The organism is Mucilaginibacter auburnensis, assembly GCF_002797815.1.
Lineage (GTDB): Bacteria > Bacteroidota > Bacteroidia > Sphingobacteriales > Sphingobacteriaceae > Mucilaginibacter > Mucilaginibacter auburnensis.
In genome coordinates this window covers 1,174,956-1,190,387 of record NZ_PGFJ01000001.1, presented here as the reverse complement: position 1 = coordinate 1,190,387, position 15,432 = coordinate 1,174,956, and the positions used below count along the sequence as shown (strand labels likewise).

The 15,432-nt window shown below is 36.4% G+C and carries 11 protein-coding genes; all 11 read right to left on the bottom strand.

The features are described 5' to 3' along the window. Positions 1–125: 125 nt before the first annotated feature. A complete protein-coding gene (locus CLV57_RS05220; protein WP_100340267.1) occupies positions 126–1,982 on the bottom strand; it encodes an exo-alpha-sialidase in 1,857 nt (618 codons plus the stop codon). A gap of 614 nt (positions 1,983–2,596) precedes the next feature. Further along, entirely contained in the window at positions 2,597–3,676 is a 1,080-nt protein-coding gene (locus tag CLV57_RS05215; RefSeq protein ID WP_100340266.1) for a glycosyltransferase family 4 protein, read from the bottom strand. Positions 3,677–3,772: 96 nt separating this feature from the next. Beyond that, positions 3,773–4,702 (bottom strand): glycosyltransferase family 2 protein, encoded by a 930-nt coding sequence (locus CLV57_RS05210; protein ID WP_100340265.1) that lies wholly within the window; start codon positions 4,700–4,702, stop codon positions 3,773–3,775. A gap of 123 nt (positions 4,703–4,825) precedes the next feature. After that, the gene (locus CLV57_RS05205; RefSeq protein ID WP_100340264.1) at positions 4,826–5,587 is read right to left on the bottom strand and encodes a glycosyltransferase family 32 protein; all 762 of its coding nucleotides are present in this window, start codon (positions 5,585–5,587) and stop codon (positions 4,826–4,828) included. Beyond that, positions 5,547–6,374 (bottom strand): hypothetical protein, encoded by an 828-nt coding sequence (locus CLV57_RS05200; RefSeq protein ID WP_157799072.1) that lies wholly within the window; start codon positions 6,372–6,374, stop codon positions 5,547–5,549. The genes CLV57_RS05205 and CLV57_RS05200 overlap by 41 nt, the downstream gene beginning before the upstream one ends. 388 nt (positions 6,375–6,762) lie before the next feature. Next, the gene (locus CLV57_RS05195) at positions 6,763–7,737 is read right to left on the bottom strand and encodes a glycosyltransferase family 2 protein (RefSeq protein WP_100340262.1); all 975 of its coding nucleotides are present in this window, start codon (positions 7,735–7,737) and stop codon (positions 6,763–6,765) included. 1 nt (position 7,738) lies between these two features. Beyond that, a complete protein-coding gene (locus CLV57_RS05190) occupies positions 7,739–8,467 on the bottom strand; it encodes a glycosyltransferase family 29 protein (RefSeq protein WP_169927060.1) in 729 nt (242 codons plus the stop codon). A gap of 40 nt (positions 8,468–8,507) precedes the next feature. Next, complete coding sequence (locus CLV57_RS05185; RefSeq protein WP_211290026.1) at positions 8,508–9,965, bottom strand: MATE family efflux transporter; 1,458 nt, start codon at positions 9,963–9,965, stop codon at positions 8,508–8,510. A gap of 62 nt (positions 9,966–10,027) precedes the next feature. Continuing rightward, positions 10,028–11,872, bottom strand: a complete 1,845-nt coding sequence (locus CLV57_RS05180) for an acyltransferase family protein (RefSeq protein ID WP_100340259.1) — start codon at positions 11,870–11,872, stop codon at positions 10,028–10,030. Between the two features lie 292 nt (positions 11,873–12,164). After that, positions 12,165–14,597, bottom strand: a complete 2,433-nt coding sequence (locus CLV57_RS05175) for a GumC family protein (protein WP_100340258.1) — start codon at positions 14,595–14,597, stop codon at positions 12,165–12,167. A gap of 9 nt (positions 14,598–14,606) precedes the next feature. Next, on the bottom strand, positions 14,607–15,431 hold the full coding sequence (locus CLV57_RS05170; RefSeq protein ID WP_100340257.1) for a polysaccharide biosynthesis/export family protein: 825 nt from the start codon (positions 15,429–15,431) through the stop codon (positions 14,607–14,609). Between the last annotated feature and the right edge of the window lies 1 nt (position 15,432).

Sequence of the window (15,432 nt, the reverse complement as noted above, 5' to 3'; positions counted from 1 at the left end):
TTTTCAATTGGAGTTAGCCAAAGCAGCGTTTTACTTATTTTTTAAAAATTGCTCTAAATAAGAAAAGCTGATCGGTTAAAACCAATCAGCTCCTAAATATTTTGTAAGATATAAACTAAGGAATATTACTTTGCCGCTAAGTAGTTTGAAACCAATTCTGAGGTGCGTAAAGCCCTGCCATAAATTTTAAAACTGCTTATTTCGCCATCTAAAGAACTGCCAAACACAAGCTGATTATCTGTATTTACATTACTTACAGCACCGAAACGCACCCATCCGAATGCTTTTTTGGAGCCGCCATCACATAGCTTGCCATCAATCATTGCAGTAATGATATTTGAAGCACCATCTACAGTAAAGGCAATATGATGAGTTGTGTTGGTGGTTAAAAGATTGGGATCTGTTTCAAGCGTGCTTGAATTTGAACCGTCGTTTATGCTGATCAACAGGGTTTTGTTGGCTGTTGTAGTTATTGAAACACCTTTGCCATTTGAATCTTTGTTTGAAAATATTTGATTAGCCGTACCTAACGTATTGAACTTAAGCATAAAATCAAGTGTAAAACCACCCTTAAAATTTAGTGAGGTGAATAAATTGTTATTAGCATCGTTTGTTTTCGAACCTTTCACATCATAGTCTAATACAATACCAGAAGTTATTGTTGCTTTACGTTTAAGTTGATACCAGAGGCCCGTTAACAAGTTCGGATTAACTTCATGCAGCATAGCAGCTGTTTTTGAAGATTCTGCAAAGAAATACCTGCCTTGCTGTTCTATCAGATCAGGATAACTGAAGCGGTTTGCTACGGCGCTGCTATATAAAACAACTTCGGGTTCAGACCACCAAATTGTACCATTCACTTCAACGCCACCACTCATCCATACCGGGTTACGGTTCTCATATCCGGTTGTACCGTTGTTGTGATACCATAATAAGTAGTTGCCATTTTTGCATTTAAATATTCTGGCGCACGCTAACGGGTTTTTTATAATCCTGTCAGCAGCGCTACCACTTCCATATTTCATTGCAGTAGGTATTGTCCAGGTGCTTCCAAAATCATTACTGGTTGAAAAAGCAGGATAACCTTGTTGGGTACGGTTCACACAGTATAAACTACCATTGCTTAATTGTACTATATTATGTTCTTCCTGAATATTCCAGGCAGGATTCTTAATACCTACATCGCCATCTGGTAATGTTATCCAATCTAAATTATCAGCATTTTTTTCCGTTTCAATGTTTGGGCAATTCATTAACCAGCCCTCGCCAAGGCCGGAAACAAACTGACCCATTTTAGTGAATGAGAATAATAAACCTCTGTTGGTGTGCAAAGGTTTACATATAGACCACAGCATTTGTGCCGCACCCTTAAATGTATTATTTCGGTCAACAGCGGTCATTTTGATTGGCATACGATAGCGCTTAGACCATGTTTGGCCCATATCGTCAGAATATTTATAACAATACCATCCAAGCAGATTACTATTGATCAGCGAAACACCATTATACTGTGTAAAATTATCTCCATTATAAACGTAAAAAACATATAACCTTCCATAACCTGTTAAATATGGCATGGCCCACCCAGACGAAATACCCGTAACGGGTTCTATATCACTTGGCTTGCTCCACGTTGCGCCCATATCTGAACTCCGTGTTAAAACAACATGTTGTCCATTAGTACCCTCACTGCCTGATGAGGTTGTAAACACGCAAGCCCAACTACCATTGCTTAATTGTACCATGCCCGGTTGATCAACATAGTTCGCTCTGTAAATAGTGCTTCCCTGTTCTATTGATCTTAAATCAGTTACATACTCTGTGTTAATATCAGGTATTGTTATTAACGAATCGGCGTGTGTAACCAACGGTGGTGTTGTTTCTTGTTGGGTGGATGGTGTAACAGAAGCCTGCTTAGAACAACTGCTCAATGATGCAGTTGCTAAAAAAGCAATTAAAGAGCTTTTTAGAAAGAGACGCATAGTTATAATGGTTATAATTTAAATGGGGTATTTCAAAACTTATGCCTGTGTAAATAATTATTACGGTTACATTTAGCTAACACTTAATATATATGCCTAAAAAATGTAAATAATATTCAACCAAAGTATATTTTAGGCCGAACATATATTTTTTTCTTTGCATATACCAAAAATTACCGGTGCCCAAAATAAGGACATTTTACAATTACGCCTTCTGCTATCCTCGCTATCTACTTAATCGAAAAATTTCATTTTAGCTTGATTAGTCGCTTATAAACAGCTACTTAGCCAATATAAACATCAATTGTTTAATTTTGTGATAACATTTTAATAATATTTTTTACTCCTTTTGGGTCTGACAACCAGCTTTCTTTTAGTTTATAGAAAACGTATTTATATAAAAGTTAAAATATAGAAAAATATGTAATGTTTTCAGTTAAAAATGCAGCTGATAATTGGGTAAACAAGCAAGGCATTTAAATAATAGGAAAATGATTACCCAAATTCGGGATACATATCCACGCCAATGTATGAGCAATAAATACGTTTAAACCAAGCGGCTTTTTATGATCAATGCAATAAAATCAACACGCTGAAGTGAACGCTATGCAGACTTACACATTGCCTGCTATATCTGCATAAAGTTTATTAAGCTCAACTATGTATGCAGAAATATCATAACGCTCTATTGCGGTTCTTTCCACGTTTGAAGACAGTTGCGCCCTCAAGGCATCGTCATGAATTATATTCTTAATTTTTTGGGCAATATCATCGGGGTCGGATTTATTTACACGAATCCCATTTTCCATATCCTGAATAACAAATTTCATTGAAGCATCATCAGTAACTATGGGTACAACGCCTGCGGCCATACACTCTAAAAGCGCCATTGGTAAGCCCTCGCCATATCGGGATGGTAACAGAAAAAAGTCTGCTCCTTTAATTGCATCATCCTTTTGCTTCCCGGATACAATGCCTTTAAATTCAAATTTATCACCTAGCAAAGCTTTAAATTTAGGCACCATTACACTTTCAAGCGGTCCTGTACCACAAAGAATGAATTTGAAATTTACACTATCGTTTATCTTTTCAAACGTATGGTAAATATCTTCTATTCCCTTACTTTCATGTATCCGGCCTAAAAATAAAAATTTAGGATTACCGGCGTCATAGCGTCGGTTTTCTGTTTTTAGCGCTTTGGTATTGATGCTGTTATATAAAACGTTGGCGTTATAGTAGTTATACAAGCTCCCAAGCGTTTCTTTTTCCAGGTCGCTTAATACAACAACCTTCCTGCTGTGCTTAAAAACATAATTTGCAAATTTTAGGTAAAGCGGACTTTTTATTTTATCCATTAAAAACACACCACCGTGCACATGCAATAGTACTGGCACCCCCATTAATTTGCACCAGCGGTTAATGAAATATTCGCGGGTTAATCCTTTTGGGTCAAAGGGTAGATTTTGATGTACTATATCAATTTTGTTTTTGCGGATAAACAACGGAAAGGCAACTAACTGTCTGACCAGTTCAAACGCCCAAGCTGGTTTGCTCAACCTTTTATCAGGGCTACCTAACAGATAATGGAAATATTTTTGCTGTGGATTGTTGTTAATTATTGTATTTACTACAGTAGCAACTCCGCTAACATTTTTTGTAGTATCCAGACTGGGGGCCGTGATGAGGATATTCATTGTGTTTATCTGTTAATTAGTAGCATCTCTACTTAGCAATGGTAGTAGTGTATTTTGAAGGCAATAACAGCCCCGGTCTTTATTTTTAAGCGTTAGTTAACTTTTTAAAAAACTGTCTGCTATCATTTTAAGCTTAGCTGCCATTAAAACGAAAAACGCAGGCACTGACCTCAATGACACAAACTTTAACGCGGATGCTAACTTTAAACGTAAGTGTTTAAATATAATGTTGCTTGAATCTGTTATTAAGTTTTGTGAGCAATACAACTTTCTTTTAGTTAATGCGGCCTTATATCGCGCAAACGCCGGATTACTATCAATGAATTCCTCAACAACCGAGGTGGCATAAATTTGATCCAGTGTTGATTTGATTCCTGAGTTGCGGGTTAAACTCGTATCAGTTGGTATATAGTTATAATGATACCCGAAAAGATTAAGCGTAGCTATCTTATTTGTTGCCAACAGCAGCTTAACACAAACTATATAATCCTCGCCATGATTAATGCCTGATGGAAAAGAAATGCCATTTTCGCTAAACAGGTTCCTTCTCATAAAATGTTTCCACACTACCCCCCACTCGTTAGATATTACCGCTTCTCTAAACTTATCTGGAGTTGGGTATTGGCAAATAATATTTTTATTTTTACTGCCCAGATCCATAACAAAATTGCTCCCAATAACGTCAAGATCATTTTTGGCTGCGTAGCCGTAAAGTTCGGCTAAAGTATTTGCTTCAATCCAGTCATCACTATCTACAAACTGTATATAGTCGCCTGTAGCATTGTCTATAGCGAATTGCCTGGTATAACTTATTCCCTTATTGCTTTGATGAAATACTCTTATCCTTTTATCCCTTCCTGCAAATTCATCGCACATTTGTCCGCTGCTATCAGCACTCCCATCATTTATCAATATAACTTCTAAATCATCAAAAGATTGATTGATAACGCTGTTTACACATTTCTCAAGGTGGCGTTGTGCATTATATACAGGAATTATTACTGAAACTTTAGGATTATTGCCCATTGCTTTTAAATTTCAAATGTTTTTTGAGCGTATTATTGATTAGATGTCAGCCTTACTTCTTTAATATATCTTTTAAGCTGCCTACATCCATCATCGTGTTATCAACTATTTAGCGCACACGGCTTATGGATTGTCTATCCTAAACTGCTTATTGTCTTTACTCAGATATGATGTTATTTTAAATACGAAGAGCAATGCTGGTTTAGGTAAATATTTTTTAAGTAAACGTTTAACTACCTGCTCATCTTTAATATTAACCCATGAGCCGGCAAACATATGCGAACAATAGCTGGCTGGCTTCTGTACGATCTCCAATTGATTTCGCGAGTTGAAGAAATGATAATTGAAAATATTCAATACATCATCTTTAAAAACAAAGTCAGAAATAGCGTTTATCTTATTAAATTTCATTTTACCCTTTAAGGAGATGTAGAATATCCCAGGCAAAGGCAACATATCAAAAGAGCCATCTGCTTTAATAAAGCTTCGGTCAATATAGTAATCAAGACAGTGTTTTACCCAAACGCTTCCTTTCTCAGCACCCATCACTGCAGGTTCAAAGTAATGCGTATAGTCCTCCCCGATGAAATAAGGCAGGTGCAACAAAGGGTTAAAAGATTTATATACAAAAATATCCGAGTCTAAATAGATACCACCATAATTATACAACGCATATAGCCTGATAAAATCAGCTGCAAAAGCATACTTTTTGGCGTTATAAGCTTGCGTAACCCAGGTTGAATTTAGTTGCTCTAAATCTTTATTAGTCCAAACCCTTATTTCATAATCAGGCAAATGTTCATGCCATGTTGATATACATTTCTTTATATCATCAGGATAAGCATCACCGGAGAGCCAGCAGAGGTGTATTATTTTGGGAATCATATTTTACAAGCATAACTATAATTACAACGTATGATAATATAGTAGAACCACCCGCTACAGATATATTAGAAAGTAGAGAAATAATTGTGGGGGTGAATATTATATATTTTTGGTGTTTAGTTAACCCCTTAGTTATCTTAGAGAAAAACGTTACATATGATACAATTAAAACAGTTGTCATGATCACGCCAACCTGAAAAATATAAACCAGCAATGGATTTTCAATGATCACATCATCTAACTGGGCATGCTTCATTTGCTTGGTAAGAAAAAACGTATCAGCGCCCCAAAGTATATCACTAAAACGTAAATAGCCAAACAGATTAAATACAGCAAATCTTACGTTTGAACTATCATCTTGAAATATTTCAAGCGCCCTTGTTCCAATGCCTAATTCGCTTATACTATAGTAAACAAAGAAGCCAAAAGCAAACATGAATATTACGCCGGCAACCAGCCTTGGCACGGTAACTTTAGAAAAATAGAAAATTGAAAAAGTAAGCATTACAGCAAAAGTTGATGCCCTTGCATTGAAACACAACATACTTACCAGAACAAACAGGGTGATATATATTTTTTTTGATTGCGATATAGATTTCATAGCCATTAGCGAGGCGTACACCAATAGCACAAACTGCGAGCTACCTAAAGGCCCCCCCATTAAACTGTTACTCCTGAAGTCTTCTTCAAAAACATCCTCACTTATCAACACGTCGTTTTGGATCATGAAAAGTTTAAACTGAAATACCCGTTCAATGTAACTTACGCCAATGGTTGCTATAAACATAACCAGGACTATATTTAATATAGTCTTATACGTTTTATAACCCGTCCCATTATTCATTGCTATATAAACAACAGGAGGTAATATGATAGCATTTATGTAACCCAGAAAATAAAGATCTCTACTATAAAAACTTGCGTATAAAAAAAGAAGAAGTATCCCAAAAATAACCTTTACATCAGTTTTAAATATTTTTAGCTTGCCTAATATAGTTGCCAGGTACGCAATCAAAATAAACAAGGATATGTGGGGATATTGCCAAGGCGGAAGCTTGAGGGCTTGCCATATAACCCCCGTCATAAATAGTAATGCAACACCAATTATTAAAATTAATCTCATCCCAGTTGCTGAATACCCCTATTGTTTCTTTATATATGGAAACTTTAACTAATTAATTAACAGTATTTTTACTGTGTCCTTCGCCTACCTTAAGTATAAAATGGAAAAAGCCAGGTGTATATCTTTTCAATAACAACTTAACTTTAGTTTTAGCTGACAGATCATCCTTTATGATATTACCAAAATTTTCAACATCCTTAAGCGGCGAATCTGCTATAATAAAAAAGCTGTCCCAAAGCGCAAATTTCTGTTTTTCGTTTAACGCCGTGTGCTTTATCCCCTTTTTTCTGAAATAAGCTTTTCTATCTTCAAAAGCATAATACTTATCTAAAAGCTGTTTAGCTGTGCGTTTTACAAACATTATACTGTCTTTCCGCTGCCTGTAAAAATACAAAGCACTATCAATATAAGTAATCTTTTCGCAAAGGTCTAAAATATGGTGTATAACAAACTCATCTTCATGTATTCTTCCTTTAGGGAAACGTAATACATCCCATATTTTTTTTGTATACAATTTATTCCAGGAAACAATATGTTCATAAACAGATCTGCGTTCAAACAGCAATTCATCAAACATTTGGGTTTGATCAAATAAAACCATATTTACGTTTGCAGAACTATTGGTTATTTTATCATCAACATTATCATCATCATAAAACTTGCTTACGCCACAAAAAGCCATATCGGCGTTATTTTTTGTAAGACCATTATATAATAACTCAATAAACTGGTGATGCACCAAATCATCAGAATCTACAAAGGCAATCAACTCACCTTTGCAAACATCTAACCCTGCATTTCTCGCGTCTGACAAACCACCATTTGGTTTGTGAATAACTACAATGCGTTTATCTTTCTCTGCATATGCATCACATAGCTTTCCACAATTATCAGGCGATCCATCATCAACTAAAATAACCTCCAAATTTTGGTAAGTTTGAGCTAAAACAGAATCTACACACGGTTGTAAATAATTCTCAACCTTGTAAATAGGGATAATAACGGAAATAAGAGGAGATTGATTCATGTTAGTTTGTTTCAAAAATTGTCTTAAGCGTTTTATCCGGATGGATTACAGATGAATGTTGTTGATATAACTTTTTCACAAATTGATATTCGAGTTCAGCGCTATGATCTTTCTCTACGTTAAAAACGCGGGTTAGATCATCCTCGTTAAAATCTCTGTAGGCATTGTTGTGCGGTGTCTTGAAAAAAGTAATACCGGTTAAGTACATCTCTTTTGGCGCACAATTAAAAATTGTATTAATTGCTGTAAAGCCTGTGGTAGGGCTTGCCGGAGCGAGAGTCTTCTTATTCATTTTGCATTGCTGCTCAGTAATCTGACTGAACTTTATTTTCCCGGTGTTTATTTTTAGAAAATGCCTGAAGCTGTTTAATTCATATGATCCGGTATTGAAGTTCCGGGCAAATAGTATCAAACCAACATTATGCTGTTTCCAAAGGTCTAATGTTATGGGGCTACTGCCCTTATCGCCCGGTCTGTTAAAAAACGAATGAAATAAAATATCTGTTCTTTCCCCGGAAAACTCTTTTTGAGTTTGAATAATATCAACCCCTTTATTTATTCTTACAACAACATCAAATCCGTCAATATAAGCTCCCAGGGGCTCTTTCAAAACAGAATCTGCACCGCCTACAATTGCAACACGTTTTCCTTTGAACCAGTTCTCATCAAAATCAATCAAAACGTTGCGCGAGTTATACTTGGCAAGCTGCCGCAGAGCGTAAAACTGCATGGCGTTTTTTACATTTCTTAATTTAGATACCAACATCTTTTCAGCTCCTTTTTAATTTTTTATTTAAAAAGTCTTTTATTAATATTCGTTCGCTACTCTCCAAACCAATTATTAAAATAACAGCACTTAACACCAATTCAATTATTATTGCTCCTATAAACATCTCCAGGAACGACGAATTGCCCTTGTTTCCAAAAACCATCAGCAATATCAACAAAGAAAATATTCCAATTACCCTTAGCAGGTACCCTGCAAATTCCTTTTTATCAAATTTGACGTACTTATTTATAAAGTAATACCTGAATAATTGCAACACAATTGAAATTGCCAGCTTGCCCGCAAAAACGTAAACAGGGCTGTATCCCATTTTCAATAGCACATATGCTAAAGGGAGTGTGAGTAAATTGATACAAGTGAGTGTGATGTTGTATTCTTTTACACTACCTATTGCCTGAGCAGATACCCAAAACGGTCCTGCTAATGCATCAATAAATGAGCACAGCGCAATAACCTGTACAAAACTGTCAACATAGGCAGGCTGCCCATCGCCAAGCCAAAGCGTTAAAATGCTTTTTGTATAAAAAAGTACGGGGGCGGACAGAATAGCCATTAAAAAAAACGAGTATTTAGATGTAGCCAATATCAGCTTCTTATTCCTGTCATATTCTTTAAGAGCATAGCTCTGTATAATTTGCGGATTAAAAGCTACCTGAAAATTGCTCACAAACGAATACATTGCTACGTTCACCTGAGTGGCAATGCCTAAGGCTGCATTTACCACAACACCATTAAAAATATTCAAGATCATGTTAAGACCTTGTGTAGCACCCATCACGGCAAGTTGCCCAAACAACATCCAGCCCGAAAATGACAAGAGTTCTTTTAACTTCGCTGGATCTTTGTAGCGTTTGAAAGATGTTTCTTCTTTAAAGTTCTTTTTACAATAGAACAGGTAAATAATGTTTGTTATCAAATTGATCAGCATCCACAAAACGCTATATAAAAGCAATTTGTCAACCCCGGGAAAAACAACCAACAAGTAAATAGCTACAAGTTTGGCAACGGTTTCGAATATCCCCAGGAAAGCATAAAATGACATTCTTTCGTATGCAATTATCATTGCATTAAATGGCACACGCATCACATCTATTACCGTTGTTAAAATGGACAACTGGAAAACAAAATTTGCAGCGGACATTCTATCGGGCGGGATATTCAATTTGTAATTTAGAAACCATAAGCCGGCCGTTTCAGCCAACAGCAGTATAAGTATTGAAATTATAACATGTACCGATAAACTTATATTGAAAATTTTATTAACCCTATCAGCAAATCCCGATGCCTTCTCAACATTGATAAAACGTTGCGTTGCTGAAGTCATTGGTGCGTTTAAGAATGTGAACATAACAACAACACCACCTACAAGATTATAAACGCCAAAATCCTGAACTCCAAGCGTATGCAATATAACGCGCGATGAATATAAAGATACACCCATATTGAAGAGCATCCTTATATAGAGGAAAAGAGTGTTTTTAGCGATTGACTTATTTCCCGACATTATTTTGCTTGGATTTGCTTAAAAAAGCGTGAAAAATCATCTTTAAGGTCTTTAGCCAAGGCAATTTGACCGTAATAATTTATATGGCCCCCGTCATAATATGTAACGGTATCATTATAATAGGGTCCATTGTTAAAAATCTTACTTTTTGAGATGTCGTAGATAAACACATTACTATGCTTAACAGGAAGTTCCTGTATTGCATTAGGGAGCTTGTACGAATACAGTTTCAATTCCTTAGCAGAACTCTTTACTATTCCCTTGTTAACCTTAATTGGATTTATATCACCCTCAACTTTTGGAAAAGACTTGATAATGATCAACTTTTTGTCTTTACCTAAATTGTTGGCCATTTGCTTAATTCCTTCAACTTCCGAAGCTATTCTATCGTACCTTGCCGCTACTATAATAATAATCTTGCTTTCGTTTACGTACTTCTTTAAAAACTCTGCACTCAATAATGCTTTATCTAAAGCTGCGTTTTGATTAGGATTAATTAAATCGTCTTTAGTGTCTGATTTTTTTAGCCCAAAAATCGGCGGGTAAGTATGGGTGTTCATTGTTAAAAAACTAAACCCGTCATGTTTACCCATATAATCAAGAAAGGCCTTTAAAGCCCCACCGTTAGAGTCGCCTATAAACAAAACCTTATCATCTTTAGTCGGATCACCCAACTTTTCTACAGCAGGTGCTTTTTCTAAAGTTATGTTTGATTTATCTCCAAAAAATGAATAGTTAACAAATGCGTCGGGCAGTTTTTTGAAAGCTGACGCTTTAGGTAATAAAAAAGAAAAGACCAGAACTAACATTGCTACAGGTGCAAAGTATTTTGCAAACCCTGTTTTCTTCTCCTTGAAAAAATTCTCTACAAAATTGAACGATAACCAACTTAATAAAGCGGTTAAAAACGTCACCATTATAACTTCTGTTGCAGAGAAATTATAACTGTCGTTATTATATCTAAGCAATGCCATTACTGGCCAGTGCCATAAATACAAAGAATATGACAACTCACCGATGTAAAAAGACACCTTGTTTGAGAAAATTTTTGTTAGAGGATTTTCAGCAGAAACCAGTAATAATCCGGCACCTAAACAAGGCACTAAAGCTAAAACACCGGGAAAGGGTGATGATTCACTCACAAAAACGGCACTTAATACTATCAGTATAATACCCGTTAAGCTGCCCGCAAAGCTCAGCTTTCCTAAACTTTTGTTTCTAAAATAGATGCTAAATATACTGCCTATCAAAAACTCCGGAATACGGGTAAACAAAGAGAAGTAAGCTTCCTGCTGCTTTTCGGCTATAAATATCTCGTAGCAACCGTATGCGGTAAACATTACAATAAGCGCAATAACAACGCTTTTTAAATATTTTTCCTTTACATAGACCAAAAGCAGCGGCAGCAAAAAATAAAATTGCATCTCAATAGATAAAGACCACGTATGCAATACCGGATTTTGCGTTGCTTTGGCTCCAAAGTAGTTATCGCTGGTAGCGAAAATAATATTAGAGAAGTAAAGTGCCGAGCTTAGCAACCATCTTCGCAAACTCCCCATATCTGCGTACAGGTAAATGTTAAAACTGGCCAACGCGACTATCAGCAACATTATATATTGTGCAGGCACAATTCTTTTGGCGCGTTTGGTGTAAAAAGATGAAAAGCTAAATGTTCCTTTTGATCTTTGGTGTAGGATAATTGACGTAATTAAATAGCCTGAGATCACAAAAAAAACATCAACGCCAATAAAGCCGCCTGGCAACCATGCCGAATTCAGGTGAAAAATAAATACAGATAAAAATGCTAAAGCTCTAAGTCCTTGTATGTCCTTTCTAAAATCCATTGCTATTTTGCAAAGTTATCCATATGCCAAAACATAGTTTTTACATTATTATCGTTAGCAATAAGGTCAAAACCTCATTGCATAGCATGCCTTAAAACCTGCTGTTGCTTTTTTTGCCTTTTATGCTTAAAGCGTAGTAGTTCTAATCTTCAAAGCAGTTAACCGCATATTTTATATCACTATGAAATAAACGCGAACAAATTAAGCGAGGCCCTGGATTGATAACTCAAATCACTATCACAGCCATTCACAGCTTAGCTTCGGGTGTTAGCTTTTAGAAAACCCGGTAAAACTACTTCTTAAACCAAGGGAATTTCTTTTTCTTCTTGGTCTCTTCAACGTAGCCACCATAGTTACCATAGCCGTAACCATAGCCGTAACCATAGCCGTAGCCGTAACCATAGCCGTAGCCATAACCATAACCACCTTTTTCAGATTTTATATCGTTCACTACTACATATACGTTTTTAGCCTTTTTATTAACCTTCAGGTCATTAATAATGCTCAGTTGTGATTTGAAGGTGTAATCCTGCCTTACGATGTAGAATGTCATGTCGGCATATTTTTCCAACAGCATAGCATCTGTTACCAAGCCTACCGGAGCACAGTCAATAATAATGAAATCAAAGGTTTTCTTTAATTCATTGATCATATCTTCAAGTTTTTTGCTGATCAGCAACTCTGAAGGATTCGGCGGAATAGGTCCTGACGATATCAGATAACAATTTTCATCAAATGATGTCTGCTTAAGTATTGAGCTTAGATCTGTTGATGAAGAAACTACATAATTTGTGAAACCATTATTGTGGTCTGTATCCATATTCTCAGACAACTTTGGCTTACGAAGGTCAAGCTCCAGGAACACAACCTTTTTACCGGTAAGGGCTATTGCACTACCAAGGTTGAGGGTTAAAAAGCTTTTTCCCTCGCCACTCATACTTGATGTAAACAACAGCACATTTGGTTTAGACGAGTCTAAAGCATACTGAAGGTTGGTTCTTAAACTTCTGAATTGTTCTGAGATTATAGTTCTTGAATTCTTCGTTACAACCAGGTTCTTCTGTTCATCATTGTGGCTTATCTCGCCAATAACGGTCGCAGTAGTACCTTTTTCAATATCCGCCCTGGTGTTTATCCTTACATTAAGCAAATTCTTGATGTATAAATATGCTCCGGGTAAAAGTAAACCTAACAGCAATCCCCCCAAATAAATTATATTCTTTCTTGGCTTGAAAGGAAAAGACTCACTTTTTGCAGGGTCAATTATACGCGAACTTGATATGGTTGAAGTTTTTGATATAGCTGTTTCTTCTTTCTTTTGAAGCAAGTAAACATAAAGCTCTTGCTTAACCTGTTGTTGGCGCTGATAATCAAGATAAAGCCTCTGTTTTGCAGGCACTTGCTTTAACTGACCAAGAAAGCTGCTGTTTTGCTTTTTTAACTGCTCTTGTGTAGCAACCAGTCCTTTGCGATAAGAATCTAAAGATTTTAAAATATTATCGCGCACGTTGGCAAGCTGGCTATTGTAATTTATTATGGTAGGACTTGTATCCGTTAAAGATAAACTTGCCTGATCTCTTGCAATCAACAAATCGTTGTAAACGCTTATCAATTGCGTGAATGATGGATCTCCGGTGGTACCACTAACAACCAAGCCCGATGGTAACAACTGCTTGTTTCCCGGATTATCAAGCATCTTTTTCATATCGTTGATAACGGTCAACTGTATGGTGCTTTGGCTTAATTTGTCGTAATAATCGCTGGCATTTTTTACCAATGTACCAGATTGAGCGTCAAGGTCGGCAATGTTAGCTTGCTCTCTGAATTCCTGAAATTCTTTCTCTACGCCGGTTAACTGAGATCCAACCAGTTTTATCTCGTTATTAATGAACGCAATTGTACTATCTGCAACCTCAACTTTATTTTGAAGATTGGATTTTATGTACTGCTTGATTAATTCATTTAAAATGGCCTCACCTTTTTTAGGATTGGGATATTTAAAGCCCAAATCAATGGTGGTTGATTTCTTATCAGAAAGATCAGCGGCAAAAACAGAAGAGAAAAGCTCAATGGCCGAATCTTCAGACTGTACAGCTATAATAAAATCGCCACTGTTTGCAGAGTATGGCTTTTTTTCAAGCGTTAAATTATATTGCTTTAATGCTACCGGTTTACCAAATTGTGCCTTAATGTCAACTTCATCTTTACTGTTTTGGATGCGATAGTGCCCCGCATCTAAAATAGTAATATCATATTCACGTGCTTTTAGCGTATCTGAATTGTAGTTGATCTTTACGCTAAACGGCGACTCTTCATAAATTTCTGTAGTTCTTATGCGGCTTTTCATCAAGGTGCGGATGTTAAGTTGCATTGTTCTTACAACTTTTTCCATTAAGCTCCTTGATTTCAATATTTGCACTTCGTTATCAGCGCTGCTTTTGATACCGAACAAAGCGCTAAAGTCTGCCGGCATTCCGCCTGCCATACCACCCGACGCGCCACTTTTTGGATCTTCTACCAATAGCTTAGCTGCAACATTCCATTCAGGCGATGAATACCGTCCGTATAGAAATGCTAAAGACAAACAAATTGCGCAGCTTAACACCATTAAGGGCCAGTTATGAACAATTTGAGAAATAATAGCCTTTATATCAATGCTATCTTCCTCCGGTGCATTTATAACCCGGGTATCGGTATCATTATTTTTATCCACAAACTGTGACATTATCTAAATTTATTTTTTTGCTATGATCACCACCAGCACTGATATCACAAACGATATAACGGTAGTTGTAATTGATATACCTCTGCTTAATATAGCATCAGATGCTACTGCCTTTGTTCTTATCGGCTCTACGTAAATATAGTCGTTCTGACGAAGGTAATAATAGGGAGAATGCAGGATGTCGCTTTTGTTTAAGTTAATACGTACAAACTCACGGGTACCGTCAGGATTTTGCCTTTGCAACAACACGTTATCACGTCGGCCATAAATCGTTAAATCGCCTGCTAAACCCAACGCATCAATAATAGTTACCTTCTCGTTAGACATAGAGAAAGTACCCGGTTTGTTAACTTCACCATACACTGTAATTCTAAAGTTAGCATAACGAAGGTTAACAGTAACATCTTTAAAACCTGCTGCAGCAGCTTTACTTCTAAGCAACTCACGGGCTTGCTCGCTGGTTAAGCCACCGACATGAACACTACCTAATATAGGTATTTCAATATTGCCGCTTCTGTCAACCAGGTAACCTGAGATCATTGAACCAGGAGAATTTACTGCCGAACTATTAGCAACTGCTGAACTTTGGAGCGCACCTTTTGATAATATCTCTGTATATTTTGGATCTAAACTTTGAATACTTATAGTAAGAATGTCATCAGTTTGAATTACCGGCTCAATAAAAGGCACCTGCGTGGTTTTTATTACCTTTCCCGAATCGGGTATATCAGCAAAGTATTTTACGCTTTTTATTGATGAGCAGGAGCATAGGCCTAAAAAAATTGTTGTGATCAACAATAACAAGGCATGATTTACTAGATTTCTGTGTTTCATT